Here is a 26,276-nt window from a genome sequence, read left to right as displayed (position 1 = left end):
TTCAGGCGAACATGATCGCCGACAGCTTCTTGCGGCCCGACAGGGTGAGGGGGTCGGTGGGGCCCCACGCCTCGAACAATTGCAGGAGCTGCTTGCGGGCGGCGTCGTCATTCCAGGCGCGGTCGCGCTTGACGATGTCCAGCAGGTGGATGAGCGCATCCTCGCGGCGGCCGCGGGCGTTGAGCCCCACGGCGAAGTCGAAGCGCGACTGGTGGTCGGCGGGGTCGAGCTCCACCTTGGCCTGGAGGGTGGCGAGGTCGCCGAGGGCGGCGGCCTGCTCGGCCAGCTCCAGCGCCGCGCGGGCGGCGGATACCTGCGCATCGGCCTGCTTGTCGGCCGGCACCGAGGCCAGGATCGCCTTCGCCTGATCCAGCGCGCCGGCCTGCACCTGGGTGCGCACCAGCCCGGACAGGGCGGCGAGGTTGCCGGGCTCCTCGCCCAGCACGGCGGCGAAGATCTCGGCCGCGCCGGCCAGGTCGTTCTCGGCCAGGGCGGCCTCGCCGGAGGCCAGCACCTCGGCGAGGTCGGCACCGGGATCGGCACCCCCGGCACCGGCCAGCAGGCGGTCGACGAAGCCCTGGAGCTGGCCTTCCGGCAGGGCGCCCATGAACCCGTCCACCGGCTGCCCGTTCACGAAGGCGTAGACGGTGGGGATGGACTGGATGCCGAGCTTGCCGGGGATCACCGGGTGGTCGTCGATGTTCAGCTTGGCGAGGCGCACCTTGCCCTTGGCCGCCTTCACCACCTTTTCAATGAGCGGGCCGAGGGTCTTGCAGGGGCCGCACCAGGGCGCCCAGAAGTCCACCAGCACCGGCCGGCGCTTGGACTCCTCCATGACGTCCTTGAGGAAGCTCTCGGTGGTGACGTCGATGATGTCACCGGCGGGCGCCGCGCCGCCGTTGCCCGCGCTGGCGCCCGCTGCGGCGCCCTTGGCGCCCGGCTGATTGAACAGCATGTGTCGGTTCCTCGATCCCTGCCTGTGACTCGCGCGGGTCACGCCCGCCCCTTAGATGGGGCGGCGGCGGCGGCGCGCAATCGCTTTCCGCGTTCTAGCCTGTTCCCCGCGCCAGCGTAAGGAGTTCCGCGCGAGCGGAGCCGCGGCCGGGCATGCGGCTCAGGGCTCCACCGCGAAGCGCAGCTTGCCGGCGGGGACCAGGGTGCGCAGGTCGAAGGTGCGGATCTCGGTGGCGCCATTGACGTCGAGGGTCACCACCACCACGTCGCCGGAGACGGCGGTGGAACTGATCTTGGCCCCCTTGGGCAGCAGAGCCGTCACCTCGCCGGTGGAAAGCGGCTTGCTCCGCAGCATGCGATAGCTGATGACACCGAGCACGGCCGCCACGCCCAGCACCATGATCAGCATGGACACGCTGGAGAAGCGCCGGAACTTGGAGATGATCCGCTCCTGCGCCGGCGTCAGCGCCTCTTCGGGGGTGTCGGACGGGGGCGGGGGGTGGAACATGGGTGGACCTTTGGCGGACCGGGTGACGAATGATGAAGACTGACGCGCGGACGACGACCGGGGACGCCGCTGACGATCTGCTCGACGACGAGCTCCTGGCCGATGCCCTGGTGGAGCTCACCCTCGCGGCGGACCCGCAGGACCAGGGAACCCGGCTCGATCGCGTCCTGGCCCGCCTCGCGCCCGATCTCAGCCGCACCCGCATCCAGCGTCTGGTGGCGGAGGGGCAGGTGCGCGTCGGCGGGCGTGTGGTAGGCGACGCGGCAGGACGGGTCAATGCCGGCGACGTCTTCACCGTGCTGCTGCCGCCGCCCGAGCCGGCCGAACCGGTGCCGCAGGACCTGCCGCTGACGGTGGTGCACGAGGACGATCACCTGATCGTCATCGACAAGCCGGCGGGCCTGGTGGTGCACCCGGCGCCGGGCCACGCCGCCGGCACGCTGGTGAATGCGCTGCTGCATCATTGCGGGGCGAGCCTGTCGGGCATCGGTGGCGTGAAGCGGCCGGGCATCGTCCACCGCATCGACAAGGACACCTCCGGCCTGCTGGTGGTGGCGAAATCCGACAAGGCGCACCAGGGCCTTGCCGCCCAGTTCGCCGACCACGGCCGCACCGGCCCGCTGGAGCGGGCCTATCTCGCCTTCCTGTGGGGCGTGCCGGAGCGGCGTGGCCTGGTGGACGCGCCCATCGACCGCCATTCCACCCATCGCCAGAAGATGGCGGTGCGCCCCGGCGGCCGCCATGCCGTGACCCACTGGCAGGTGGCGGAGACCTTCGACGGCGCCGATGGAACGCCGGTGGCGAGCCTGGTGGAATGCCGGCTGGAGACCGGGCGCACCCATCAAATCCGCGTCCATATGGCGCATGCCGGCCATCCGCTGCTGGGCGACGAGGTCTATGGACAGGGGTTTCGCACCAAGGCGAGCCGGCTCGGCCCGCAGGCGCGGGAGCTGCTGGCCGGGCTCAACCGCCAGGCGCTGCACGCGGCGCGGCTGGGCTTCGCCCATCCGGTCACGGGCGCGCACCTGTCGTTCGAAAGCCCGCTGCCCGCGGATCTGGCGGCGTTGCATGCGGCGCTGTCGGAGGGCGGCTGAACTCGCGGCGACGTGAGGGGATGAAACCTGTTCCCCGGCTCTTGTGTTCTGTATGATCATGTGTTGCGGCGGGCGTCATGCAGCCGCGCATGCGGTCGCCCGGGACGGGGGCCGTTGGAACAGGAGGCGTCCTCCATGGCCAAGACCATGTCCATCCCCTCCGCAGAGGGAGGGCTGACGCGGTATCTGGAAGAAATCCGCCGGTTTCCGATGCTGGAGCCCGAGCAGGAATATATGCTCGCCAAGAGCTGGCGCGAGCACGGCGATCGCGACGCCGCTCACAAGCTGGTGACGAGCCATCTGCGCCTGGTGGCGAAGATCGCCATGGGCTATCGCGGCTATGGCCTGCCCATCTCGGAGGTGATTTCCGAGGGCAACGTAGGCCTGATGCAGGCGGTCAAGCGATTCGAGCCGGAGAAGGGCTTCCGGCTGGCCACCTATGCCATGTGGTGGATCCGCGCCTCCATCCAGGAATACATCCTGCGCTCCTGGAGCCTGGTGAAGATGGGCACCACGGCGGCCCAGAAGAAGCTGTTCTTCAACCTGCGCAAGGCCAAGAGCCAGATCTCGGCGCTGGAGGAAGGCGACCTGCGGCCCGATCAGGTGAAGCAGATCGCCACCAAGCTGGGCGTGACCGAGCAGGACGTGGTGGACATGAACCGCCGGCTGTCCGGCGATGCCTCGCTCAACTCCCCCATCCGCGAGGATTCGGAGGGGGGCGAGTGGCAGGACTGGCTGGTGGACGAGCGCCTCGACCAGGAGGAGCAACTGGCGGAGAGCGAGGAACTCGACAACCGCCGCGCGGCTCTGGCGGGCGCCCTGTCGGTGCTCAACGCGCGCGAGCGCCGCATCTTCGAGGCGCGCCGCCTGTCCGAGGAGCCGATGACGCTGGAGGATCTGGCTGCCGAATTCGGCGTGTCCCGCGAGCGGGTGCGCCAGATCGAGGTGCGCGCCTTCGAGAAGGTGCAAAAGGCGGTGGTGGATCGCATGCGCCTCGGCGCGGGTGACGACGAGGACGAAGCGCCGCTGGCCGCCGATGCGAACGGGCGCGTGGCCGCCCCTTCCGCCGGTGGCAAGGCCGCGGGTGGCAAAGCGGCAACGGGCAAGGTGGCGGCGAACAAGACGGCCGCGGGCAAGACCGCGCCGGCCCCGGTGTGAGGATGGCCGGCTGGCGGATGGCGCCAGTTCAGGTTGTATGTTATTTGGGTTACGCTTGGTGATGGTGTGGCGTCCGCAGGGCGGGGGGCTGTGCGCCTGCAGCTCACCAGGGGCGGACGATGCGCAGTCTTGTTGCCGATGTGATGTGCATGCTGTCGGTTTCCGAGGCGCAATTCGGTCAATGGCCACGCCTGTTACATCCGGACGCTGAAGGCTCCGGCCACGATCCGCGGTGTCTACATCGGCAGCGCCGGTAGTGACATCACGGCCAACGGCAGCGCCATCAAGGTCACGCTGGTGGATGTGGCGGGCGTCCGGTTCGTGCCGTTCGAGCTCAACAATGCCGTTGTCAACCGGGGGGGGCGGCGGCCTTCAGAGCACCGTCATGCAATCTTCCACCATCACCTTTCCGGCTTTCAAGGCGAAGCAGATCCGGGTCGGCATGTCCGGTAACGGCTGGTTCCTGTTCGAACGCGCGACCTTCTTCGTGGAAGGATGTTCCAACTCGCCGCCCCGGGAGGGGGCGGGCCGCGGGCTCTCCTTGCGCGCCCTGCGCCGTTGCACCGCGCGCCCGGGGCCGGCGGCGCGCGCCTGAGGTTGCCCGTTGGCGCCAGCCCCTTGGGGCGTGCGCCTTCGGGGCTGGCCCGGCCGCCGATCCGCAAATCCGCCCTTGCAAACCCGCCTCCGCAACCCGCCTCCGCAACCTGCCTCTGCAAGCTCACCTTGGGCGAGGCGCTGGGCCCGCCGTTGCGGGCCCCCTGCGGGGCAGCCTCAGGTGTATGTTCGGAGCCGGTGTCCGGGCGGGTCCTCGCGGCGGGTTCCGCTCCGGCTCAGTTGCGGTCCTCGGGCAGGAGGGGCAGGGGGAAGACCTCGATCTCGTCCTCCCGCAGGGCCTTGACCTCGTCCGCCGTGGCTTCGCCGTGGATGGATCGGTGCTCCACCTCACCGTCGTGCATCTTGCGGGCGAGGTCGGCGAACTGGCTACCGACATAATCTGAGTTTTTCACCACATGCTCGCGCAGCTTCAGCATGAGCGCGCGCAATTCCGCCTCCGGCTGGGACACCACCGGCAGCGCCGGCGCGGTGACGGCGGCGGGGGCGGCGGCCGGGGCCGCGCCGGCGCCTGCGTCCGCCGCAGCACCGTCGGCGGGGCTGGTCGTGCCGCGGGCGATGTCGGTGCGGGCCACGGAGGGGGCCATCACCGCCTTCTCCACGTCGGTGGAATCGCAGGTGGGGCAGCTCACCAGCCTGCGGGCACGCTGGTCGTCATAGCTCGCGGAGGAGGGGAACCAGCTCTCGAAAGCGTGGCCATTGGCGCAGCGCAGGGTATAGCGGATCAAGATGCGCCCCCGACCACGTGCAGCCGCCCCGGCGGATGGGCATCGGGCACTTCGAAGCGCCGGCCGTTGGCGAGCGAGGGAATGCGGGCGCGGGCGGACGCCACCTCCTTCATGTCGATTTCCGCCAGGATCACGCCGGGATCGGCGCCGCCCTCGGCGATGACGCGGCCCCACGGATCGACAATCAGGGAATGGCCGTAGGTCTCGCGCCCATTCTCGTGTCGGCCGCCCTGGGCGGCGGCCAGCACATAGGCGCCGTTCTCGATGGCGCGGGCGCGCAGCAGCACATGCCAATGGGCTTCGCCGGTGGGCCGGGTGAAGGCGGAGGGCACGGTGAGCACCTGCGCGCCGGTTTCCGCCAAGGCCCGGTAGAGCGCTGGGAAGCGCAGGTCGTAGCAGATGGACAGGCCGACGCGGATGGCGTCCACATCGGCCGTCACCGCCCGCTCGCCGGGCCGGTAGGCGTTGGATTCGCGGTAGCTCTCGCCATGGCCCAGATCCACGTCGAACATGTGGATCTTATCGTAGCGGGCGGAAACCTCGCCTTCGGGATCGATCAGGATGGCGCGATTCACCGCCTTGGCCTCGGCGATCTTGAGGGCGAGGGAGCCAATGTGCAGGTGGATCTTCAGCTCGCGCGCCAGCGTCCTGAAGGCGGCGAGGGTCTCGTCCTTGTCCTGCTCCTGCAGCAGCTCGAACAGGCGGGCCCGGTCGAGCTCCATGATGTTGGTGCACTCGGGCGTCTGCACATAGCGCGCGCCGTCGCGCGCCGCGGCGCGGATCAGGGCCGCCGCCGCGTCGCGATTGGCCACCGGATCGCGGCCGGTCCGCAGCTGCACCAGGCCGACGCGCAGGGTTTGGGCTGTGTCGATGGAGGTCATTCAGCGGGCTCTCAGTCTCCGGCGGGCAGGCACCTGGTCCGCCGATGGTTCGGGCGATGCCATCTTCCCCTTGAAGATAGAGAGCGCCGCCCCCTTTTGCACGGCCGGATGCGCGGCGGCCTCACCCCCGCCGGTGGGGAGCCGGGGGCTCACTGCCGCGCCGGTCCGCTCACGCCGCCAGTGCGTCGAGCTCGCCGGCGCGGTCGAGGGCGTAGAGGTCGTCGCAGCCACCCACATGGGTGTCGCCGATGAAGATCTGGGGCACCGAGGTGCGTCCGCCCGCACGGCGGGTCATCTCCTGCTGGCCCTCGGAATCGGTGGTCACGTCGATCTCGGTGAAGGTCCAGCCCTTGCGGCGCAGCAATTCCTTGGCCGAATGGCAATAGGGGCACCAGCTCTTCGTATAGATCTCAATTGGCTTCATGGGTCGTCACAATCGGGGCCTGTGAAACGGCGGGGCGCCGTCACGAAAGTGACGTATCATAAGGCTTCAGGGGAAGTCGACAACACGCGCGAACGTGAGCGCGTCCACATGGGCGGCGCCGGCGCGCCGCAGCACGCGGGCGCAGGCGTCCAGGGTGGCGCCGGTGGTGTAGACATCGTCCACCAGCAGCACCCGCTGTCCCGGCAAGACCGATGCTGCGTCGCCGCATGGCGCGAAGGCGTCGGCCACGTTGGCGCGCCGGGCCTGGCGGCCGAGGCGGGTCTGGGACGAGGTGGCCCGCCGCCGGCGCAGCAGGTCGGCGCGCACCGGCGGCCCGTCGGTCGGGGCGAGGTGCCGCGCCAGCAGCGCCGCCTGGTTGAAGCGCCGCCGCCACAGCCGCACCGCGTGGAGCGGTACCGGCACGATCAGGTCGGCGTCGGCGATCAGCTCGCGCCCGGCCAGCGCCATCATCCGCGCCATGGGGGCCGCCACATCCAGCCGGTCGGCGTATTTCAGATTGTGGACGAGGTCGCGGGCCACATCGGTGAACAGCGCCACCGCGCGGGCCCGGTCGAAGGCGGGCGGGCTGTCGATGGCCTCGGCGCTGTAGCGGGGCACGGCCGGCGCGCCGGCGGTGGCCAGCGCGTGGGGAAAGGGCACGCCGGTGCGCTCGCAGCACGGCGGGGTGATGAAGGCGAGGGCGCCCCAGCAGGTGCCGCACAGGCCACCGGCATCGCCGGTGATGCGGCCGCAGGCGATGCAGGTGGGCGGCAGGGCGAGGCCCAGCAGCCCCTGGCCGGCGCGGCCGGCCGCCCGCGCCACGCGCCGCAGGCGCAGGCCCAGCGCCTGGGCGAAAAATCGGGTGGGGAATGGCTCGTCCCCGCTGTCCGGCGTTGCCATGGTCCGTGCGCCGCCCTGCTTGCCCGGCCGATGATGGGTGCGGCCGGCGGTCGTGTAAAGCCGCCCGCCGGCCGCCTGCATCCGCGCTAAGATCACCGTTCCAATCCGCTGAGTCGTTCAAGGTGCCCATGACCATCCGCCGCCTGCCGCCCGTGCTCATCGACCGCATCGCCGCCGGCGAGGTGGTGGAGCGGCCGGCCGCGGTGGTGAAGGAGCTCATGGAAAATGCGATGGATGCCGGCGCCCGCTCGGTGGAAGTGGTCATCCACGGCGGCGGCCGCGACCTGGTGCGGATCACCGACGACGGCGGCGGTATGGGGCCGGACGACCTCGCTTTGTGCGTGGAGCGACACGCCACTTCCAAGCTGGCCGGCGAGGACCTGCTCGCCATCTCCACCCTGGGCTTCCGGGGCGAGGCGCTGCCGTCCATCGGCGCGGTGGCGCGCCTGTCCATCGCCAGTCGGCCGAAGGGAGCGCCTCATGCCTTCGAGGTGCGGGTGGAGGGCGGGGTGGTGACCCCGCCGCGCCCGGCGGCCCTGGGCGCGGGCACGCGGGTGGAGGTGCGCGACCTGTTCTTCGCCACCCCGGCGCGGCTCAAGTTCCTGAAGTCCGACCGGGCCGAGACCTCGGCGGCGGTGGATGTGGTGCGCCGCCTGGCGCTGGCGCGGCCCGACGTGGGCATTACCCTGGTGACCGAGGACAAGGCGCCCCTCACCTGGCCCGCCCGCGCGCCGGACGCGGCCGGCCGGTCCGCCCGCCTCGCCGAGGTGCTGGGCGCCGAGACCGGGCGCAATGTCATCCCCGTCGCCGGCGAGCGCGGCGGCGTGACGCTGGAGGGGTTGGCCGGCCTGCCGAGCTATTCCAAGGCCAATTCGCTGAGCCAGTTCCTGTTCGTGAACGGCCGCCCGGTGCGGGACAAGCTGCTGATGGGCGCGATCCGCGGCGCCTATGCCGACCTCATGCCCTCCGACCGCTATCCGGTGCTGGCGCTGTTCTTCTCCCTCGATCCGCGCGAGGTGGACGTGAACGTGCACCCGGCCAAGACCGAGGTGCGCTTCCGTGATGGCGGCAATGTCCGCGCCCTGATCGTGCGGACCTTGTCCGACGCCCTGGCGGAGCGGCTGCCGCGCACCGCCGCCACCATCGCCGACCGGCTGGTGGCGCTGGCCCGCGCGCCCGAGCTGGAGCCGCCGCCCGCCGGTGGCGCAGCGGGCGGCTGGGGCCGCGCCGTGCCCTATGCGCCGCGCGGCGACTACGACTGGCGCGCCTCTCCGGCGCGCCCCGCGGCGGCATCTTCCGCGTTCTGCGCTCCCCCGCCGGGTGTCGCCGAGCCCGAGGACGCGGACTATGCGCCGCCGGCCGATGCGTCGCGACCGGCGCAGCGGGCGTTCGACATCGCGCCACCCTCGGCCGACGCGCGCGCCGACGCGGCGCCGGCCCAGGCGGCGGACCTCGACCGCCCGCTGGGGGCGGCGCGGGCGCAATTGCACGAGACCTATATCGTTGCCCAGACCCGCGACGGGCTGGTGCTGGTGGACCAGCACGCCGCCCATGAGCGGCTGGTCTATGAGAAGCTGAAGGCGGGGCTCGGGCGGGACGGCATCGCCCGCCAGGGGCTGCTCATCCCGGTGGTGGTGGATCTCGATCCGGCCGAGGCCGGGCGGCTCAGCGAGAAGGCCGAGGACCTTGCTGCCCTGGGCCTCGCGGTGGAGAGCTTCGGGCCCGGCGCGGTGCTGGTGCGCGAGGTGCCGGCGCTGCTGAAGGATGCGGACGTGACGCAGCTGGTCCGCGACCTGGCCGAGCACGCCGCCGAGTGGGACGATGCGCTGCCCCTGGAACGACGGCTGCTGCACGTGGCGGCGACCCTGGCGTGCCACGGCTCGGTGCGCGCCGGCCGGAGGCTCAGGGTGGAGGAGATGAACGCGCTGCTGCGCGAGATGGAGGCCACCCCCAATTCAGGGGAGTGCAACCACGGTCGTCCCACCTTCGTGACCCTCTCCCTCAAGGATGTGGAGAAGTTGTTCGCGCGTCGGTGATGGGTGTGTCATGGCGATAAGTCTTAATATTTTATATTTTTAATTAATTTCGTGTCATTTTTGTCGTGGACCGTCCATGGGGTCTGAATATTTTTCTCTTTTGCATATTTTTCTACGTATTTTTTGCTTATGACAGTGGTGTCCGTTGCAGTCTTGGGGCTGTAGAGGGTCTTGCCTGATGCAATGCGAGCGGGGTCGGGCTCCTCTCCAAAGGTCGGATAGATGCCGGCATCGACACGAGCGCGGATGTCGTCGACTATGGCCAACGTGTCTTGATCTGTCGGCGCGCGCGATGGACGCTTACCCTTGAGGGCGCAGGCGGCGTTGACGATGGAGAGGCCATTTTTGTCTTTCCACCATTCCTTCCGCTCCCGCGCCTGATCAAGGGCGCGGACGCCCTCCGCCAGCCACATGCCGACAGCGACCCCAAGAACTCCGGCGGTGGTGATGAGACCTGCCTGCGCGGTGAGGAATTGAAGCAGGGGGCTCCGGCCCGTGGCGGGCATGAGAAGATCCGCCACGACGGTATCCAAGCCGAGCCGCTCGAAAAGCTTGGTCCAATTGGCAGCGACAAGAACGCTCAGGAGAAAGGCCGATGCAGTGAATAGCCGGCGCACGCCTGTGCTCAGTGTCATGTCGTTCCCCGCCGTCCGTACATCCGCTCCCGGCTCAATCGCCGGAAGCCGCGCCCTTGCCTCGTGCTGGCGCGGCGGGGCGATGATCGTGGAGGAGCCGACGCAGGCCGTCGCTCAGGCGCTCTTGAGCAGGCGCTGCAGGTCGCGATGGATCAATTCGTTGCCGGCCAGCACGCTGCCCCGCTCCAGCACCTTGTCGGTGCCGTCCATGTCGGAGACGAAGCCGCCGGCCTCGCGCACCAGCACCATGCCCGCCGCCATGTCCCAGGGCGCAAGATTGCGCTCCCAGAAGGCGTCGAAGCGGCCGGAGGCCACCCAGGCCAGGTCGAGCGCCGCCGAACCGGTGCGGCGCAGGCCCGCCACCTGCTTCTGGACCACGCCGAGCTCGCGGTTGAACTGGTCGTGGTCGCCCCGGCCCATATGCGGCAGGCCGCAGCACACCACGCATTCCGCCAGCCGGCGCCGGCCGGCGACCCGCAGGCGCCGGTCGTTGAAATAGGCGCCCTGGCCCACCTCGGCCACGTACAATTCGTCATTGGCCGGATTGAAGATGACGCCGGCCATGGGCACGCCGTTGCGCACCAGCGCCACCGAAATGGCGAAGACGGGGATGCCGTGCAGGAAGTTGGTGGTGCCGTCCAGCGGGTCCACCACCCATTCATTGGCCGGGTCGGTGCCCTCGACGCGGCCGCGCTCCTCCATCAGGAAGCCATAGCCGGGGCGCGCCTTGGACAATTCCGCGAACAGCACCTCCTCCGACTTGCGGTCGGCGGCGGAGACGAAGTCGGCCGGGCCCTTGCTGGAGACCTGGAGCTGCTCCACCTCGCCGAAATCGCGGATGAGGGCGCGGCCCGCCTTGCGGACGGCCTGGACCATGACGGTGATGAGCGGCGAGCGGATCATGCGGGAACCCTGGCTGAGGGGAGGCCGGCGAAGCGGCGCGGGCGAGCCGGGCCGAAGCAGCCGGACGATGGGGCCGACGTGTGCCCGCCTTGTGGGGCGCCGTCAAGGCAGGGCTACCCCGCGCCCCGCCGTCGTCAGGGGGTCTTGGCGGCGGGTGCCGGCTTGCCCGCCGGGGCCGCCGGCGGCTTCGCCGGCGCGGCGGCGGGGGACGCCGGCGGCTCGCCGCTCCAGCGGCGGGCCTGGGCCTGGGCCTTCTCGCGGTCGGCGGGGCTGAGCTGGTCGGCCACCTTGTCCAGCATGGGATCGCCGAGCCCCCGGCCCTTGGCCATCAGGTGCCAGGTGACGGCCGCCACCGGATCCGCCGCCGTGCCGCGTCCCGCCGCGAGCAGACGGGCATAGCGGTTCTGGGCGATGATATTGCCGCCCAGCGCGGCGCGGCGGAACAAGGCGGCGGCTGCCGCCTCATCCTTCGGCACGCCGACGCCATTGAACTGCATGATGGCGAATTCCACCTGGGCGGTGGTGTGGCCGAGCTTGGCGGCGCGCCCCATGAGCTGCGCCGCCCCGGGCACGTCGCGGTCCACGCCGTTGCCCTCCTTCAGCAGGACGGCGAGGGCATATTGGGCGTCCTCCTGGTCCTTCTCGGCCGCCTTCTCGAACCAGCGGGCGGCGGCGGACATGTCCTGCCGCACCTTGCGGCCCTGCATGTAGAGCAGGCCCAGGTTGTAGGCGGCGGCCGGATTGCCCTTCTCCGCCGCCACGCGGAACCGCCTGGCCGCCTCCTCCTCGCTGGCGGTCATGCCCTGGCCGGTCAGGGCCATCAGGCCGAGGGCGAACTCGGCATCGGCGGAACCGGCCGCGGCGGCTTTTTGGTACCACTCGATGGCCTTCTTCGGGTCGTAGCGCACCCCGAAGCCCCGGGCGTAGAGCTCCGCCAGCAAGGTCATGGCCACCGGGTCGTTCTGGGCCTTGGCCCGGGCCTCGGCGTCATGGAACGCGGTGAGATAGTAGCCCCGCTGGTAGGCGCCATAGGCGAGGTCGCCGCTGCCGCCGACGGTGTCGAGCTGGGGGAAGGGCAGCAGGGCGCCCGGCACCGGGCCGAGCCCGCCATTGCTCGCGGCCGGCTGCGGCTCCGGCTTGGGGGCTGCCGGCTTGGCGGCGCCGGCCTTGCCGGTGTCGGCCTTGCCGTTCCTGGGCTTGGCGTTGGTCTCGGCCACGTGGACCGGCGGCTGCGCCCGCGCCGGGATGACGGCGACCAGGACGAGACCCAGCGCCACCAGCGCCGCGCCGGCAGGCGTCATGCTCCAGCGGCGCGGCGGATGCGCCGTGGCGGGGGGGCTGACGGGCAGCGGGGGCGGCGTCACGGGGTGGGGTCCGCATCGGTGGCGCCGTGGCCGAGATGGGCGCAATGGGCGTCGATCTCTGCCTGGGCGGCGCCGACGGCGGAGACGCCGTCGGCGCCCTCGATCCAGTCCTGGGCAAGGGCGATGAAGTCGGCGCCGGCCTGGGCCAGGGCGGCCACTTCCGCGGGGGAGCCGGCGACGGCGGCGGCGGGGACCTCGAACAGCTCGGTCCACCAGTCCACCAGCGCGCAGGTGCGCGCGAACTCGGCGCCGCTGCCCGACAAGGGGCCGAACAGGATGTAATCGGCACCGCTCTCGCCGGCCTCCATGGCGTCGTGGCGGGAGGAAAAGCCGCCGGCGCCGACGATGTTGTCCGGCTTCAGCCGTCCGAGCGCGGCGGCGAGGGGGGCCGGATCGTGCACGGTATCGCCCATGTGGGCGCCGTCGAGGCGGGCTGGCTCCACCGCCTCGACGTGCGCCTCCACCAGCACCGCGCAGTCGCGCTTCTGCAGCGGCTGCGCCAGCGCCCGCAGCCGCGCGACGTCCGGCGACGTCGCGCCGGGCCGCAGGATGACGGCGGCCACGTCACCGGCGGCGACGCGCGCGACGGCGTCCTGCGGCGCAAGGGCCGGGGAGAGAATCAGCATGAGGCGGGCGCGGAGGGGTGCGGCGGATTGAGACATGACAGGATCGGTCGGCCAAGAAAGGGGCGAATTGGCGGCGCCGGCCGCGCGCGAGCGCGCGGCCGGCCACGAAAAAGGGCCGGCGGTGGCCGGCCCTTCGTCTGGGGTGCGACGTCTTGCCCGGGCTCAGGCCGCCTTCTTGGCTTCCAGCTCCGGCGACCACAGGCCCTGTGCCGCGAGCGAGTTCATGCGCGCGCGGTGGGTGAAGGCGGCCTGGGCGGCGGCGACGTTCTCGGTCTTGCCGGCCCAGGTCTTCTGCGGCGCGGCCTGGAGGGCGCGGCCGTAGGAATAGGTGAGCTTCCAGGGCAGACCGCCCAGCTTCACCATGGCGTCGAGGTGGGCGGTGGCCTCCTCGTCGGCCTGGCCGCCCGACAGGAAGGCGATGCCCGGGACCGCGCCCGGCACGCAGTTCTTGAGCAGGCGCACGGTCTTCTCGGCGACTTCCGCCACGGAGGCCGGCTTGGCGGCCTTCTTGCCGGGAACCACCATGTTGGGTTTCAGCACCATGCCTTCCAGGCGGACACGCTGATGGTAGAGCTGGTGGAAGGTCTCCTTCAGCACGAACTCCGTCACCGCGTAGCAGCGGTCGATGGAGTGGTCGCCGTCCATGAGCACTTCGGGCTCGACGATCGGGACGATGCCGGCCTCCTGGCACAGGGCCGCATAGCGGGCCAGGGCCTGGGCGTTGGCTTCCACCGCCCCGCGCGAGGGAATGCCGGCGCCGATGTCGATCACCGCGCGCCACTTGGCGAAGCGGGCGCCAAGGTCGCGATACTCCTTCAGGCGGCCTGCGAGGCCGTCGAGGCCCTCGGTGATGGTCTCGCCCGGGGCGTAGGGGAGCGGCTTGGCGCCGGCGTCCACCTTGATGCCCGGCAGGCCGCCGGCCTGCTCGATGAGGGCCACCAGCGGCGTGCCGTCGGCGGCCTTCTGACGGATGGTCTCGTCATAGAGGATCACGCCGGAGATATAGTTCTGCATCGCCTCGGTGGAGCGGAACAGAAGCTCGCGGTAATCGCGGCGGTTGGCCTCCGTGGACTCCACGCCGATGGCGTCGAAACGCTTCTTGATGGTGCCGGTGCTCTCGTCTGCCGCGAGAATGCCCTTGCCGTTGGCCACCATCTTCTGAGCGTTCGCGTCGAGCTCAGCCGTCATGATTCTCCGTCCTGCGTTGGCCGTCTGTGGGGGAACGTGTCGTCGGACCTTGGGTGAGTTTCCACACCTGACGCCGGGGCGCAAGGGCGGCACCGGTCCGAGAACCCGGTGAAGGAAACCGCGTGGGGCAGGGGGCGGCCGCGGGGCCGCCCCCTGGGATCGCTTCAGCGCGCGGTGGTCGCGGCCGGGCGCAGCGCCTCGACGCCGGGAAGGGCCTTGCCCTCCAGCCATTCGAGGAAGGCGCCGCCGGCGGTGGAGACATAGGAGAAGTCGTCCGCCGCCTTGGCGTGGTTCAGCGCCGCCACGGTATCGCCGCCACCGGCCACCGAGAGCAGCAGCCCGGCCTTGGTGCGGCCCGCGACCTCGCGCGCCACCGCCACGGTGGCGGCGTCGAAGGGCTGGAGCTCGAAGGCGCCGAACGGGCCGTTCCAGACCACGGTCTTGACGTCCTTCAGCTTCTCCGCGACCCGCGCCACCGTGGCCGGTCCGGCGTCGAGGATCATCTCGTCCTCGGCCACATGGTCCACGTCCACCACGCGATGGGGGGCGTTGGCCTTGAACTCGCGGGTCACCACGGCGTCCACCGGCAGCACGATCTCGCAGTTGGCCGTCTCGGCCTCCTTGAGAATGGCCCGGGCGGTGTCGCCCAGGTCGTGCTCGCACAGCGACTTGCCCACCGTGTGGCCCATGGCGGCGAGGAAGGTGTTGGCCATGCCGCCGGCGATCACCAGCACGTCCACCTTGTGCACGAGGTTGCCGAGCAATTCGAGCTTGGTGGACACCTTGGCGCCGCCGACCACCGCCAGCACCGGGCGCTCGGGGGCTTCCAGCGCCTTGCTCAGCGCCACCAGCTCGCCCTGCATGGACCGGCCGGCGTAGGCCGGCAGGATGCGGGCGAGGCCCTCGGTGGAGGCGTGGGCGCGGTGGGCCGTGGAGAACGCGTCGTTCACATAGACGTCGCCGAGGCTGGCGAGCGCCTGGATGAACTCGGGCGCGTTCTTCTCCTCGCCGGCGTGGAAGCGGGTGTTCTCCAGCACGATCACGTCGCCGGAGGCGAGGCGGGCGACCGCGTTCGCGGCCTCGTCGCCGACGCAGTCGGAGGCGAATGCCACGGCGTGGCCGAGCTGGGCTTCCAGGGCCTTGGCCACGGGGGCGAGCGACTGGCTCTCGTCGCGGCCCTTGGGCCGGCCGAAATGGGCCAGGAGCACCGCCTTGCCGCCCTTCTGCGTGATGGCGCGGATGGTCGGCAGGATGGCCTTGATGCGGGTGTCGTCGGTGACGCGGCCGCAATCCATGGGAACGTTGAGGTCGACCCGCACGAGGACCCGCTTGTGGGCGAGGTCCGCGTCGTCGAGGGTGCGGTAGGCGATCATGTCTGCGCCTCCTTCACCGGGTCAGCCGAGCTTGCCCATGGCGACGGCGGTGTCGCTCATGCGGTTCGAGAAGCCCCACTCGTTGTCGTACCAGGAGAGCACCCGCACCAGCGTGCCATCCATCACCTTGGTCTGGTCCAGGTGGAAGGTGGAGGAGTGGGGGTCGTGGTTGAAGTCGATGGAGACGTTGGGCTGGTCGGTGACGTTGAGGATGCCCTTCAGCTCGCCCTGGGCGGCGGCGAGGATGGCGGCGTTGATCTCGTCCTTGGTGGTCGCCCGCTTGGCGATGAACTTCAGGTCGATCACCGAGACATTGGGGGTGGGCACGCGGATGGAGGTGCCGTCGAGCTTGCCGTTCAGCTCGGGCAGCACCAGGCCCACCGCCTTGGCGGCGCCGGTGGAGGTCGGGATCATCGCCATGGCCGCAGCGCGGGCGCGGTACAGGTCCTTGTGCATGGTGTCCAGCGTGGGCTGGTCGCCGGTATAGGAGTGGATGGTGGTCATGAAGCCCTTCTCGATGCCGACCGCATCGTTGAGGACCTTGGCCACCGGGGCGAGGCAGTTGGTGGTGCAGGAGGCGTTGGACACCACCTTGTGCGCATCGGTGAGCTTGTCGTGGTTCACGCCGTAGACGACCGTCAGGTCGGCGCCATCGGCGGGGGCGGAGACGAGCACCCGCTTGGCGCCGGCCACCAGATGCGCCGAGGCCTTCTCCTTCGAGGTGAAGATGCCGGTGCATTCCAGGGCGATGTCGACCCCGAGCGCGGTGTGGGGCAGCTCCGCCGGGTTGCGCACGGCGGTGACCTTGATGGGGCCGCGACCCACGTCGATGGTGTCGCCGGCAACTGTCACCGTGGCGGGGAAGCGACCGTGCACGCTGTCGAAGCGCAGCAGGTGCGCGTTGGTCTCCACCGGGCCGAGGTCGTTGATCGCCACCACCTCGATATCGGTGCGGCCCGACTCGATGATGGCGCGCAGCACGTTACGGCCGATGCGACCAAAACCGTTGATGGCCACCTTGACGCTCATTTTCCATCCTCCTTAGCCGGCTTTGAGCACGGCTTCGATATTGTGGGCGCGGCCGCGGAACTCCGCGCCGCTGCGATTGTCGCGCCCGCCGCGCGCGGAACTCAAACCCGCTGGAGCGTGCCGAGGGCAGCCTCGGCCACCTTCTCCGCGGTGATTCCGAAATGGGCGTAGAGATCCTTTGCTGGCGCGCTGGCGCCGAATGAGGTCATTCCCACGAAGGCGGCATCCGAACCGACGATTTCGTCCCACCCCATGCGGATGGCGGCTTCCACCGCCACTTTCGCCGGAGCGTCCCCGATCACCTTTGCCCGCTCTTCGGCGGGCCTTGCGAGGAACAGTTCGAACGAGGGGACGGAGACCACGCGGGTGGCAACACCCTGGGCCTCCAGAAGCGTGCGGGCCTCCACGGCGATGGAGACCTCCGAGCCGGTGGCGAACAGCGACACCCGGGCCGGGCCGCTGGCGGCGACCAGCTCATAGGCGCCGCCGGCGCTCTTGTTCTCGGCGGTGGCGTCGGCGCGCAGCAGCGGCAGGTTCTGGCGCGACAGGATCAGGGCGGACGGGCCGTCCCGGTTCTCAATGGCGATCTGCCAGGCTTCCGCCGTCTCCACCGTGTCGGCCGGACGCAGCACCGTGAGGTTGGGAATGGCGCGCAGCGCCGCCAGGTGCTCGACCGGCTGGTGGGTGGGCCCATCCTCCCCGAGGCCGATGGAATCGTGGGTCAGGACATGGATCACCCGCGTGCCCATGAGGGCGGCGAGACGGATCGAGGGGCGGCAATAGTCCGAGAACACCATGAAGCCGCCGGAGAACGGGATCAGCCCCTTGTGCAGGGCGATGCCGTTCATGGCGGCGGCCATGCCGTGCTCGCGCACGCCCCAGTGCAGGAACGCGCCGGAGAAGTCGTCGGGGGTGATCGACCGGGCCGACTTGGCCTTGGTGTTGTTGGAGCCGGTGAGGTCGGCCGAGCCGCCGAGCAGCTCCGGCACCACCGGCACCAGGGTATCGAGCACGGCTTCCGACGACTTGCGGGTGGCGACGGCGCCGCCGGCGGCAATCGCCTTGGCCTTGGCCTCCACCACGGCGGCGATGAAGCCTTCGGGCAGGATCTCGGCGGTGCGGCGCTCGAATTCCGCGCGCAGCTCCGCCGGGGCGGCGGCGAGGCGATCGGCCCAGGCGGCGCGGTCCACCGCGCCCCGGGCGCCGGCGGCGCGCCAGTCGGCGGCGACATCGGCGGGCACCTCGAACGGGGCGGCCTCCCAGCCCAGGGCGGCGCGGGTGGCGGCCACCTCGTCCTTGCCGAGCGGCGCGCCGTGCACCTTCTCCGAGCCGGCCTTCTTGGGCGAGCCGAAGCCGATGGTGGTGCGGCAGGCGATGAGGGTCGGCCGGTCGGACGCCCGGGCGGCCTCGATGGCGGCGAAGATGGCCTCCGGGTCGTGCCCGTCCACTTCGGCCGTGGCCCAGCCGGAGGCGGCGAAGCGCGCCAGCTGGTTGGTGGAGGTGGAGATGGAGGTGGGGCCGTCGATGGAGATGCGGTTGTCGTCCCACAGCACCGTCAGCTTCGACAGCTTCAGGTGGCCGGCGATGTCGGCCGCTTCCTGGCTGATGCCTTCCATGAGGTCGCCGTCGGAGGCGAGCACATAGGTGCGGTGATCGACGATCTGCGATCCGAAGCGGGCCGCCAGCGCCTTCTCCGCGATGGCCATGCCGACCGCGGTGGCGATGCCCTGGCCGAGCGGGCCGGTGGTGGTCTCGATGCCCTCGGTGACGAAGTTTTCCGGGTGGCCGGGGGTCAGCGAGCCGAGCTGGCGGAACCGCTTCAGCTCGTCGATGGTCACCTGGCTGTAGCCGGTGAGGTGCAGCAGGGAATAGAGCAGCATGGAGCCGTGGCCGGCGGACAGCACGAAGCGGTCGCGGTCGGCCCAGCGCGGCTGGCTGGGATCGAACTTCAGCACCCGGCCGAACAGCACGGTCGCGATGTCCGCCGCGCCCATGGGCAGCCCCGGATGACCGCTGTTGGCGGCTTCCACGGCGTCGATGGACAGGAACCGGATGGCGTTGGCCATACGATCGTGGCGGGTGCGGTTCGACATGAGCCCCTCAAATTCTGTGGCATGCGCGACCGGTCCCATCAGGTGGGCCACACTCGGTCCAGGGATCGGTCCAGGGAGCGGATGGGTATCCGGCTCGTTCGGCGCCTGCCATGGCGGCTGTCTTGATAACAGCGCTCGCGGGGGTGTCAAACGCACATGCTCCCTCGCGTCAAGCGGGGCGGGGGATCGTCCGCCCGTGCCGCATCGTCGCGGCGGCGCCCGGGCCGGGGCTCCGCCGTCGCCGCTGGCGGCATGCCAGTTCGGCAGGGTGGTATCAAGGTCCTCTGCCGGGAGAGGCAATGCTTTGAGAAACAAGCCCCCTGCCGGCTCCGGTCCCGACGCGGGGGAAGCGATGCCTCACGGCGGGGCCGGTGTGAAGACATCGGTAAGCCTGAGGGGAAAATTCAACGCTCCATTCTGGTTGACAACTTCCGGAGCGGTGGCGCCCGCGTTATCGACTCAGCTACACTCCGCGCATGTACGCGCTGAAGCAACGCCCCCCGCTCGAGGACGCCCCCATCGCGGCCGCCACCCGGCGTCTCCATGCCGCCCTCGATTCGCTGACCGACGCGCTGGATCGCCGGCGCGACGCGGACCGGCATCAGGCGGCGCTGCAGGCCCAGTTGCACGCGCTCGGCAACGACCGGGCGCGTCTCGCCGCCGAACTCGACCGCACCCAGGCCGAGGTGGGCGAGGTGGGCGAGGTGGCGCGGGAGGTCATGCGCCGGCTGGACGTGGCCATGGCCACCATCCGCGACGTGCTCGCGACCCACGGCGGCTGACCCTCCATGCCCCATGTTTCCGTCACCATCGCCGGCCGCCAGTATCGGATGGCGTGCGACGAAGGGCAGGAAGAGCATCTGGTGCGCCTCGCGCACGACATCGACAGCCGGATTTCGCAATTGCGCGGGGCCTTCGGTGAGATTGGCGACCAGCGTCTGGTGGTGATGGCCGCCATCACCATCGCCGACGAGCTGGCCGAGGCCCGCAACCGCATCCGCGCCCTGGAGAGCGACATCGAGGGCCAGCGCGACGCCCGCGCCTCCGCGCTGCAGCGCATCGAGGCCAGCGAGAGCGACGTCGCCCGCACCATCGAGGAAGTGGCCGAGCGCATCGAGCGGCTGGTGGCCCAGCTGGTGCCGCGCGACAAGGGCACGGTGGGGATGGGCTGATCCATCCACCGGATTGCGCGCGCGGGGTACTGGCGCGCGGGGGCGAAGCTTCCTACATTGGCAGGGCGGGGCTGCGGGGCGCGTTAGGAGACATATCCCCGGGGCCTTATCGATCCTTAAGGGAGCTGTCCCTGACCGTGCCCCTGGGCATGGACATATGGCGCCCACCTACGCTGTAGGTTACCCGGGATCGAATTCCGACGGCTTCTGCGGCTCCGCACTCCTTCTGTTTCATGCGTCTTCCGTTTCATGCGTCCTGTTCCCTGCAGGCTGTGTTGCATGCACCTTTCTGTTTCACGCCCGTGACGACATCTCCTGAACACCCGAGCGTCGAGAAGGCGCGGCTGCGCGCCGCGGCTCTGGAGCGGCGGGCCCGGATGGGTGTCGCGGCCCGCGCCCGCGCCGGAACCGTCGCGGCCGCGCGGGCGCTGGCGGCGCTGCCGGCCCTGGCGGCACCCGCCGGGCACCGGATCGCCCTGTTTGCCACCTTTCGCGACGAGATCGACACCCGGCCGCTGGCGGAGGCGCTGTGGGCGCGCGGGGCGGCGCTGGCGCTGCCGGTGATCGTGGGGCGCGGCCGGCCGCTGCTGTTCCGCGCCTGGCTTCCGGGAGCCGAGCTGCCGCCCGCCGGCGCCTTCGCCATTCCCACGCCCTTGCCCGACTGCCCGGAGGTGACGCCCGACGTGGTGCTGGTGCCGCTGGCGGCGTTCGACCGGCGCGGGCTGCGGGTGGGCTACGGCGGCGGCTTCTACGACCGCACCCTGGCCGAGCTGCGGCGGAGCGGGCCGGTGACGGCGGCGGGCTTCGCCTTCGCCTGCCAGGAAGTGGCGCATGTGCCCGCCGAACCTCATGACGAACCCGTGGACGTGATGATAACGGAGGCGGACGTGTTTCGCTGCGGCGCATGACGGGGATCTGATGAATGCGGATGCTGTTTCTCGGCGACGTGATGGGGCGGCCCGGGCGGGAGATCGTGCTGTCGCGCCTGCCCGGCCTGGTCTCCGCCTGGCGGCTGGACCTGGTGGTGGTGAATGCGGAGAACGCCGCCGGCGGCTTCGGCATCACCGAGAGCATCTATGATGAGCTGATCGCCGCCGGCGCTGACGCGGTGACCCTGGGCAACCATTCCTTCGACCAGCGCGAGGCGCTGGTGTTCATCGAGCGCGCCCCGGCCCTGGTGCGGCCGCTCAACTATCCCGCCGGCACCCCCGGCCGCGGCGCCGCCCTGGTGGAGGCCAAGAACGGCGCCCGGGTGCTGGTGCTCAATGTCATGGGCCGCATTTTCATGGACCCGCTGGACGACCCCTTCGTGGGCGTCGACCGCGCGCTGGAAGGGGCGGTGCTGGGCGAGGTGGCCGACGCGGTGGTGATCGACGTGCACGCCGAGGCCTCCAGCGAGAAACAGGCCATCGGCCATTATTGCGACGGGCGGGCCTCGCTGGTGGTGGGAACCCATACCCATGTACCGACCGCCGACCATCGCATCCTGGCCGGCGGCACCGCCTATCTCACCGATGCCGGCATGTGCGGCTGCTATGACGGCGTGATCGGCATGGACAAGGAAGAGCCGCTGCGGCGCTTCACCCGCAAGCTGGCGTCCGCCCGCTTCGAGCCGGCCATGGGGCCGGCCAGCCTGTGCGGCGTGGCGGTGGAGACGGACGACCGCACCGGCCTGGCGCTGAAGGTCGCTCCGGTGCGGCTGGGCGGCAGCCTCGGCGAGGCACGGCCGGTGTTCTGGGAGCCGTAGGGGCAGGGCGCGCCGCGCGCAGGCGCCACCTTGCCCCGGTCCCCGGCTCCCGCCTATAAGGCCGGCTCCAGTCAACGCAATCGATCCGAGCGGCGCCGCCACCGGCGGCGCGCGGGATCGTCTATCGAGGGATGGTGACGGCCATGGCCGGGCATTCGCAATTCAAGAACATCATGCACCGCAAGGGCCGCCAGGACGCGGTGCGTTCCAAGCTGTTCTCCAAGCTCGCGCGCGAAATCACGGTTTCGGCCAAGATGGGCCTGCCGGACCCGAACATGAACGCGCGCCTGCGCGCCGCGATCCTGGCCGCCCGCGCCGAGAACATGCCGAAGGACAATATCGAGCGCGCCATCAAGAAGGCGGCCGGCGCCGACACCGAGAATTACGAGGAGATCCGCTACGAGGGCTACGGCCCCGGCGGCGTGGCCGTGATCGTGGAGGCGCTTACCGACAACCGCAACCGCACCGCTTCCGAAGTGCGGTCCTTCTTCACCAAGTCGGGCGGCAACCTGGCCGAGACCGGCGCCGTCTCCTTCATGTTCGACCGGGTCGGGGTGATCGAGTTCGATGCCGCCAAGGCCGATGCCGACGCGATGATGGAAGCCGCCATCGACGCCGGGGCCGAGGATGTCTCCTCCGATGCCAACGGCCATGAGGTGGTGTGCGCGGCCGACAGCCTGGCGGAAGTGCAGAAGGCGCTGGAGGCCAAGTTCGGCGAGCCGCGCAAGGCGGCGCTCGTGTGGCGGCCCCAGAACACCGTGGCGGTGGACGACGAGACCGGCGAGAAGCTGCTGCGGCTGGTGGAAAACCTGGAAGACAATGACGACGTGCAGACCGTGACGGCCAATTTCGAGCTGTCCGAGGCGCTGCTCGCCAAGCTCAACGCCGACTGAGCCCGGATCGGGCCCCTTTAGGGCCCGTATTCCACGTTCTTGCGGATCAACGAACATCGCGCAGGCCAGCCCCCGATGGGCGACGGGCCGGCTCGCGGGGGCGAGCCGGCACCGGTCGTTGGTTGGGAGCGTAGGGCTGCGGTCGTGGCACATCCAGCCATCCGGCCGGCGCATCCGTCCCCGTGCGGGGGCGGGACATGAGGGGCCGGCGGGGCTGAGCCGCGGCGGATCCTCAGGCGCGGCCCGGCGACAGGCGCCGGGCGTCGCTTGGCTGTTGGGCGTTGCTTGGCTTCGGATCAGGCGGCGGCGAGGCCGTCGGCGATGGTCTTCAACTCGGTGATCGCGGCGTCGATCTCGGAGCGCTGGCGCTCGAGCTGGGTGAGCTGCTTCAGGCAGCGATCGCGGGTGAGGGCGAGGCCGCTGGCCGCGGGGAGGTCATGGTCGCCGCCGGGGATCGGGCCGGTCTTGGCCGTCACCAGGGCGCGGATCTCGGCCAGGGTAAAGCCGAGCTGCTTGCCTTTCAGGATCACCGCCAGCCGCTCGCGATCGGCCGCCGAATAGAGCCGCGTCATGCCATCGCGGCGCGGCGCCAGCAGGCCCTTGTCCTCGTAGAAGCGCAGAGCGCGCAGCGTGGTGCCGAACTCGCGGGCGAGATCGCCGATGGTGAAGGACTCCTCCGCCGGGGAAGACGAAAGGGCCGAGACCACCGCCGATGCGGAGTGGCCGAGGTCGTAGGTGGTAACTTCCATGAAGGGTCACTCCCGTGTCACAGTGCGCATGGTGGCGCGGATGAGGTTGCTGTCGCGGCGCTCGGGCGCGACCCGCCCAAGGAGCGGGCCCCGCTGACCGCAAGCGGGTGGCCGATGGCCATCCCGCGTTTCGATGCCCGGCATGCGCGGGCGCGGACACCGCCCTGGCCTTCTCGCGCCGCGGTATTCCAGGACGGTTGGCGACACGGCGCCGCCCTGTCATCGCCACCGGCCGTGCCACCCCGGAATTGCCGCCCGCTTAACTCCCCCTGCGCGCCGCCATGACGATGAGACATCCAACGGGATGCCCACCCCTGGCGACCGGGTGGAGCGCCGGCCCGGCGCTTTCCGCTTGGTCACGTTGAATTTTGTAGCGCAGCGAAACGGGGCGAGGGGAGAGTCAACGGGCTACCGTAGGGGAAAGTAACCGTTACCTGACATTGAAAATGCCGAAGAATCCGTCGCTTAACCCGCCATTTACCAAGGCCGCAGGATGCTGCATGGAGCGAATCACGCATTGCGGTCATGGTAAAGAAGCCCCCATCGGGGCGCTCCTCCAGCCGCAGGGAGGCGGGCATGGAGCGAAGGGAGCGTATTCAGCGCGCGGCCTGGGCCGGCGCTGCCGCTGCGCCTCAGCGCGGCTTTGACAGCGACCTTGACCGTCATCCGGGCGCGCCCGGGTCCGGTGGCGGGGCGGTGGATGCCCTGCGGGCGGAGATGAACGAGCTGAAGTCCCGTCTCGCCCAGGCGGCGCCCCGGCGCGCGGTGGTGGAGATGGACCGCGCGATCACTCTCCTGCATCACAGGGTGGAGGACATGCGGGGCGCCGGGGCCGGCGCCGGCCTGGACGGGAACCCGGAGGACATGGCCTATCTGGCCGAGGAGCTCCTGGCCCTGCGCACCTCCCTGGACGCCATGCAGGCGCCGGAGCGGTTCCAGGCCCTGTCGGCCGGGGTGGAGATGCTGTCGCGCAAGCTCGACATCCTGAACGCCCGCGCGGTCGACCCGGTGGAGATGGCGCGCCTGCAGGCGCAGTCGGAGGAACTGAAGTCGCTGGTGACGCGGGCGGTGTCCGGCTCCGGGCTCCAGTCCCTGGCGGAGCGGCTGGCGGCCTGCGCCGAGCAGGTCGCCCACACCAGCAGCGAAACCGCGCAGCGGGTGGCCGAGGTCACCTCGGCCTTCGAGCGCAACGCCGAGGCGCTCATCACCCGCGTCAGCGCCTATGAGGCGAGCGCGCGGGAGGAGCAGACCGCGACCGCCCACGAGCTGCGGCGGGACGTGGAAGCGGGCATGCACAGCATCCATGACCGCCTGGACCAGGTCACGGATTACCTCGCGTCCCTGTCCCCGGCGGCTGGGGCCGAGCTGGCGGAGCGGCTGGCGCAATTGATCGACCGCCTGGACGTGGCCCGGCCGGCCGACGTGCCCGCTGCGGCACCGCTGGCCGAGGTCGTGGAATACCACTTGATCGAGCTGACCGAGCGGTTTCAGGATGCCCATGCCCGCCTGGAGCGCCTCGACGGCATCGAGGCGGTGCTGTGCGACGTGATCGACGAGATGCGCCGGGCCCGCGAGGCCTCCAGCGCGGTGACCCGGGAAGCCGTGGACGTGGCCGTGGATGCGGCCGTCGAGGTGGCGGTGGAGGCGGTGAGCCGCAAGGTGTCCGCCGATGCCGGAGGGCCGGCGGTGGTGGGGCTGAAGCGCGGCCTGGCCGCCCTGGAGGCCCGCCAGGACGAAGTGGAGCGCCGCGCCAGCGAGCTGCTGGGGGAGGCCCTCGCGCGCGGGCTTGAGGACCGCACGGTCGAGCTCGGCCGGGTGGAAGAGGACGTGTGGGCGCCCCATGCCGCGCCGGACCCGCGGGCCGAGGGCGAGTTTGCCGGCTATGACCCGGCGTGGGATGGTCCGTTCCCGGCCGGGCAGGAAGCTGCGGACGCGGCGTCGATGGATGCGGGGGGCGCCGCCGAGCGGTATCCGGCCGAGCCGGAGCCGGCGATGGCGTTCGAGCCGGTCATGGAGCGCGATCCGCGGAGGGAGCGTGAGCCGGAGCCCGACCGGGCCCCCTATCCTGAGACCTATTCCGAAACCTATGCCGAGCCGCGGATCGAGCCCGAGCAGCACGCCGCCGTGCCAACCCCGGACGTCACGGCCTTTCGCGCCGACCCGGCGGTGACGCCGCGCACGCCGAAGGTGCGCCGGGGCCGGCGCTCCATGGCCGAGGCCCAGAACCAGGCGCAGGAGCGCCGCTCCCGGGTCGAGGGCCCGCTTGCGGATCGCCGGCGCCCGATCGGGGCGCGGCTGTCGCCGGCGGTGATCGCCGTGACCGGGCTGGCGGTGCTGGCCGCCGTCTCCGCCGGAGCGGCCTGGACCCATCGCGACGCCATTTCTGCCCGCGCCAGCCAGTCGATCACCCAGATCAAGATCGCGGCGGCGACACCGGCCGCGCCGAAGTCCACCTCCGACCTGCCGACCCCCACAGGTCCCCAATCCCTGCGCACGGCGGCGCTGGAGGGCAATCTGGCCGCCGCCTATGAGGTGGGCGTGCGGTTTGCCGACGGCGTCGGCATTCCGGAAAACCTCGACGCCGGCATCAAGTGGCTGGGCTATGCGGTGTCGCGCGGCTATGCGCCGGCGGCCTACCGTCTGGGCAGCCTCTATGAAAACACCCTGCGCAACGTGGACGAGGCCTTCCGCTTCTACAAATGGGCGGCGGAGCAAGGCAATGTGCGCGCCATGCACAATCTGGCGGTGCTCTACACCCAGGGCGGCGCCGGCAGCCCCGATTGGGGCGAGGCCGTCAGCTGGTTCCGCAAGGCCGCCAACCTCGGCCTGAAGGATAGCCAGCACAACCTGGGCATCATTTTCGCCCGCGGCTTCTCCGGCACCAGCGACCTCACGGAGGCGTTGACCTGGTTCAACATCGCCGCCCGCCAGGGCGACCAGGACAGTGCCGACAAGCGCGACGCGCTGGCCAAGGAGGCGGACGAGACGGTGCTGGCGAAGGCGCGCAAGGCGGCCGACGCCTTCGTGCCCAAGCCCATCAACGAGGCCGCGAATGTGGTCGCGGCCCTGCCCGAATGGAATGCCAGCGAGGCCGGCGAGCGCATGGCGGCCAACACCATGCTCTTTTCCGGCAACCTGCTGGCCAGCAAGCGCTGATCCGGCCGCGAGCCGGCGGCTTCCGTCCCCACCCAGTCCCGGGGGGCTTTCCT

24 protein-coding genes, 1 other RNA gene and 1 pseudogene are annotated in these 26,276 nt (G+C 70.8%); 11 read left to right on the top strand and 15 right to left on the bottom strand.

Translation table 11 applies throughout. The features are described 5' to 3' along the window. Window position 1: 1 nt before the first annotated feature. Window positions 2–955: a thioredoxin gene (gene trxA / locus V5F53_RS13580; protein ID WP_393995321.1), complete on the bottom strand. Its 954-nt coding sequence runs from the start codon at window positions 953–955 to the stop codon at window positions 2–4. 159 nt (window positions 956–1,114) lie between these two features. Beyond that, complete coding sequence (locus V5F53_RS13575; protein ID WP_393995322.1) at window positions 1,115–1,462, bottom strand: hypothetical protein; 348 nt, start codon at window positions 1,460–1,462, stop codon at window positions 1,115–1,117. A 29-nt stretch (window positions 1,463–1,491) separates the two neighbouring features. Between V5F53_RS13575 and V5F53_RS13570 the strand changes: the two genes are divergently transcribed. The 3 genes and pseudogenes from V5F53_RS13570 (at window position 1,492) to V5F53_RS13560 (ending at window position 4,309) form a co-directional block, all read left to right on the top strand. Next, window positions 1,492–2,556, top strand: a complete 1,065-nt coding sequence (locus V5F53_RS13570) for an RluA family pseudouridine synthase (RefSeq protein WP_393995323.1) — start codon at window positions 1,492–1,494, stop codon at window positions 2,554–2,556. Between the two features lie 135 nt (window positions 2,557–2,691). Further along, window positions 2,692–3,534: pseudogene (gene rpoH, locus V5F53_RS13565) on the top strand (RNA polymerase sigma factor RpoH); the annotation flags it as partial. A gap of 565 nt (window positions 3,535–4,099) precedes the next feature. Continuing rightward, window positions 4,100–4,309, top strand: a complete 210-nt coding sequence (locus V5F53_RS13560) for a hypothetical protein (protein ID WP_393995324.1) — start codon at window positions 4,100–4,102, stop codon at window positions 4,307–4,309. Between the two features lie 235 nt (window positions 4,310–4,544). Here V5F53_RS13560 and V5F53_RS13555 read toward each other — a convergent pair whose 3' ends face one another. The 4 genes from V5F53_RS13555 to V5F53_RS13540 form a co-directional block, all read right to left on the bottom strand. Beyond that, on the bottom strand, window positions 4,545–5,054 hold the full coding sequence (locus V5F53_RS13555) for a DUF1178 family protein (RefSeq protein WP_393995325.1): 510 nt from the start codon (window positions 5,052–5,054) through the stop codon (window positions 4,545–4,547). Then, window positions 5,051–5,935, bottom strand: a complete 885-nt coding sequence (locus V5F53_RS13550; RefSeq protein ID WP_393995326.1) for a carbon-nitrogen hydrolase family protein — start codon at window positions 5,933–5,935, stop codon at window positions 5,051–5,053. The genes V5F53_RS13555 and V5F53_RS13550 overlap by 4 nt, the downstream gene beginning before the upstream one ends. Window positions 5,936–6,104: 169 nt before the next feature. Then, window positions 6,105–6,359 (bottom strand): glutaredoxin 3, encoded by a 255-nt coding sequence (gene grxC / locus V5F53_RS13545; RefSeq protein WP_393995327.1) that lies wholly within the window; start codon window positions 6,357–6,359, stop codon window positions 6,105–6,107. 66 nt (window positions 6,360–6,425) lie between these two features. After that, window positions 6,426–7,259, bottom strand: a complete 834-nt coding sequence (locus V5F53_RS13540; protein ID WP_393995328.1) for a ComF family protein — start codon at window positions 7,257–7,259, stop codon at window positions 6,426–6,428. A gap of 128 nt (window positions 7,260–7,387) precedes the next feature. On the opposite strand from V5F53_RS13540, the gene mutL reads away from it, so the two are divergent. Continuing rightward, complete coding sequence (gene mutL / locus V5F53_RS13535) at window positions 7,388–9,295, top strand: DNA mismatch repair endonuclease MutL (RefSeq protein WP_393995329.1); 1,908 nt, start codon at window positions 7,388–7,390, stop codon at window positions 9,293–9,295. Window positions 9,296–9,318: 23 nt separating this feature from the next. On the opposite strand, the gene V5F53_RS13530 is transcribed toward mutL, so the two are convergent. The 8 genes from V5F53_RS13530 to tkt form a co-directional block, all read right to left on the bottom strand. Next, a complete protein-coding gene (locus V5F53_RS13530; RefSeq protein WP_393995330.1) occupies window positions 9,319–9,930 on the bottom strand; it encodes a hypothetical protein in 612 nt (203 codons plus the stop codon). A gap of 114 nt (window positions 9,931–10,044) precedes the next feature. Continuing rightward, window positions 10,045–10,833 carry an inositol monophosphatase family protein gene (locus V5F53_RS13525; RefSeq protein WP_393995331.1) on the bottom strand — a complete coding sequence of 263 codons (789 nt, stop codon included), beginning with the start codon at window positions 10,831–10,833 and terminating at the stop codon, window positions 10,045–10,047. A gap of 134 nt (window positions 10,834–10,967) precedes the next feature. Beyond that, window positions 10,968–12,197, bottom strand: coding sequence for a tetratricopeptide repeat protein (locus V5F53_RS13520; RefSeq protein WP_393995332.1), 1,230 nt, complete (start codon window positions 12,195–12,197; stop codon window positions 10,968–10,970). Next, a complete protein-coding gene (locus V5F53_RS13515; protein ID WP_393995333.1) occupies window positions 12,194–12,859 on the bottom strand; it encodes a thiamine phosphate synthase in 666 nt (221 codons plus the stop codon). The genes V5F53_RS13520 and V5F53_RS13515 overlap by 4 nt, the downstream gene beginning before the upstream one ends. Window positions 12,860–12,985: 126 nt before the next feature. Next, window positions 12,986–14,011: a class I fructose-bisphosphate aldolase gene (locus V5F53_RS13510; RefSeq protein WP_393995334.1), complete on the bottom strand. Its 1,026-nt coding sequence runs from the start codon at window positions 14,009–14,011 to the stop codon at window positions 12,986–12,988. A gap of 164 nt (window positions 14,012–14,175) precedes the next feature. Continuing rightward, window positions 14,176–15,384 (bottom strand): phosphoglycerate kinase, encoded by a 1,209-nt coding sequence (locus V5F53_RS13505; RefSeq protein WP_393995335.1) that lies wholly within the window; start codon window positions 15,382–15,384, stop codon window positions 14,176–14,178. 21 nt (window positions 15,385–15,405) lie between these two features. Then, window positions 15,406–16,413, bottom strand: a complete 1,008-nt coding sequence (gap, locus tag V5F53_RS13500) for a type I glyceraldehyde-3-phosphate dehydrogenase (RefSeq protein WP_393995336.1) — start codon at window positions 16,411–16,413, stop codon at window positions 15,406–15,408. A gap of 101 nt (window positions 16,414–16,514) precedes the next feature. Next, on the bottom strand, window positions 16,515–18,506 hold the full coding sequence (gene tkt / locus V5F53_RS13495; protein WP_393995337.1) for a transketolase: 1,992 nt from the start codon (window positions 18,504–18,506) through the stop codon (window positions 16,515–16,517). A 476-nt stretch (window positions 18,507–18,982) separates the two neighbouring features. Here tkt and V5F53_RS13490 point away from each other — a divergent pair, with 476 nt between their 5' ends. From V5F53_RS13490 to V5F53_RS13465, 6 genes are all read left to right on the top strand, one after another. Continuing rightward, entirely contained in the window at window positions 18,983–19,288 is a 306-nt protein-coding gene (locus tag V5F53_RS13490) for a DUF4164 domain-containing protein (protein WP_393995338.1), read from the top strand. Between the two features lie 6 nt (window positions 19,289–19,294). Beyond that, a complete protein-coding gene (locus V5F53_RS13485) occupies window positions 19,295–19,678 on the top strand; it encodes a cell division protein ZapA (protein ID WP_393995339.1) in 384 nt (127 codons plus the stop codon). 65 nt (window positions 19,679–19,743) lie between these two features. Then, window positions 19,744–19,898: non-coding RNA, 6S RNA (gene ssrS / locus V5F53_RS13480), on the top strand. Between the two features lie 82 nt (window positions 19,899–19,980). Further along, window positions 19,981–20,586, top strand: a complete 606-nt coding sequence (locus V5F53_RS13475) for a 5-formyltetrahydrofolate cyclo-ligase (RefSeq protein ID WP_393995340.1) — start codon at window positions 19,981–19,983, stop codon at window positions 20,584–20,586. A 14-nt stretch (window positions 20,587–20,600) separates the two neighbouring features. Then, the gene (locus V5F53_RS13470) at window positions 20,601–21,425 is read left to right on the top strand and encodes a TIGR00282 family metallophosphoesterase (RefSeq protein WP_393995341.1); all 825 of its coding nucleotides are present in this window, start codon (window positions 20,601–20,603) and stop codon (window positions 21,423–21,425) included. Window positions 21,426–21,568: 143 nt separating this feature from the next. Then, on the top strand, window positions 21,569–22,318 hold the full coding sequence (locus tag V5F53_RS13465; RefSeq protein WP_393995342.1) for a YebC/PmpR family DNA-binding transcriptional regulator: 750 nt from the start codon (window positions 21,569–21,571) through the stop codon (window positions 22,316–22,318). A 296-nt stretch (window positions 22,319–22,614) separates the two neighbouring features. Here the strand turns inward: V5F53_RS13465 and V5F53_RS13460 are convergent, their stop codons facing one another. Further along, complete coding sequence (locus V5F53_RS13460; RefSeq protein ID WP_393995343.1) at window positions 22,615–23,067, bottom strand: MerR family transcriptional regulator; 453 nt, start codon at window positions 23,065–23,067, stop codon at window positions 22,615–22,617. A gap of 576 nt (window positions 23,068–23,643) precedes the next feature. Between V5F53_RS13460 and V5F53_RS13455 the strand changes: the two genes are divergently transcribed. Continuing rightward, complete coding sequence (locus V5F53_RS13455) at window positions 23,644–26,223, top strand: hypothetical protein (RefSeq protein WP_393995344.1); 2,580 nt, start codon at window positions 23,644–23,646, stop codon at window positions 26,221–26,223. The last annotated feature ends 53 nt before the right edge of the window (window positions 26,224–26,276 follow it).

The organism is Xanthobacter cornucopiae, assembly GCF_043195065.2.
Lineage (GTDB): Bacteria > Pseudomonadota > Alphaproteobacteria > Rhizobiales > Xanthobacteraceae > Xanthobacter.
The sequence above is the reverse complement of the archived record's forward strand: the minus strand, read 5'-3'. Positions and strand labels throughout refer to the sequence as shown.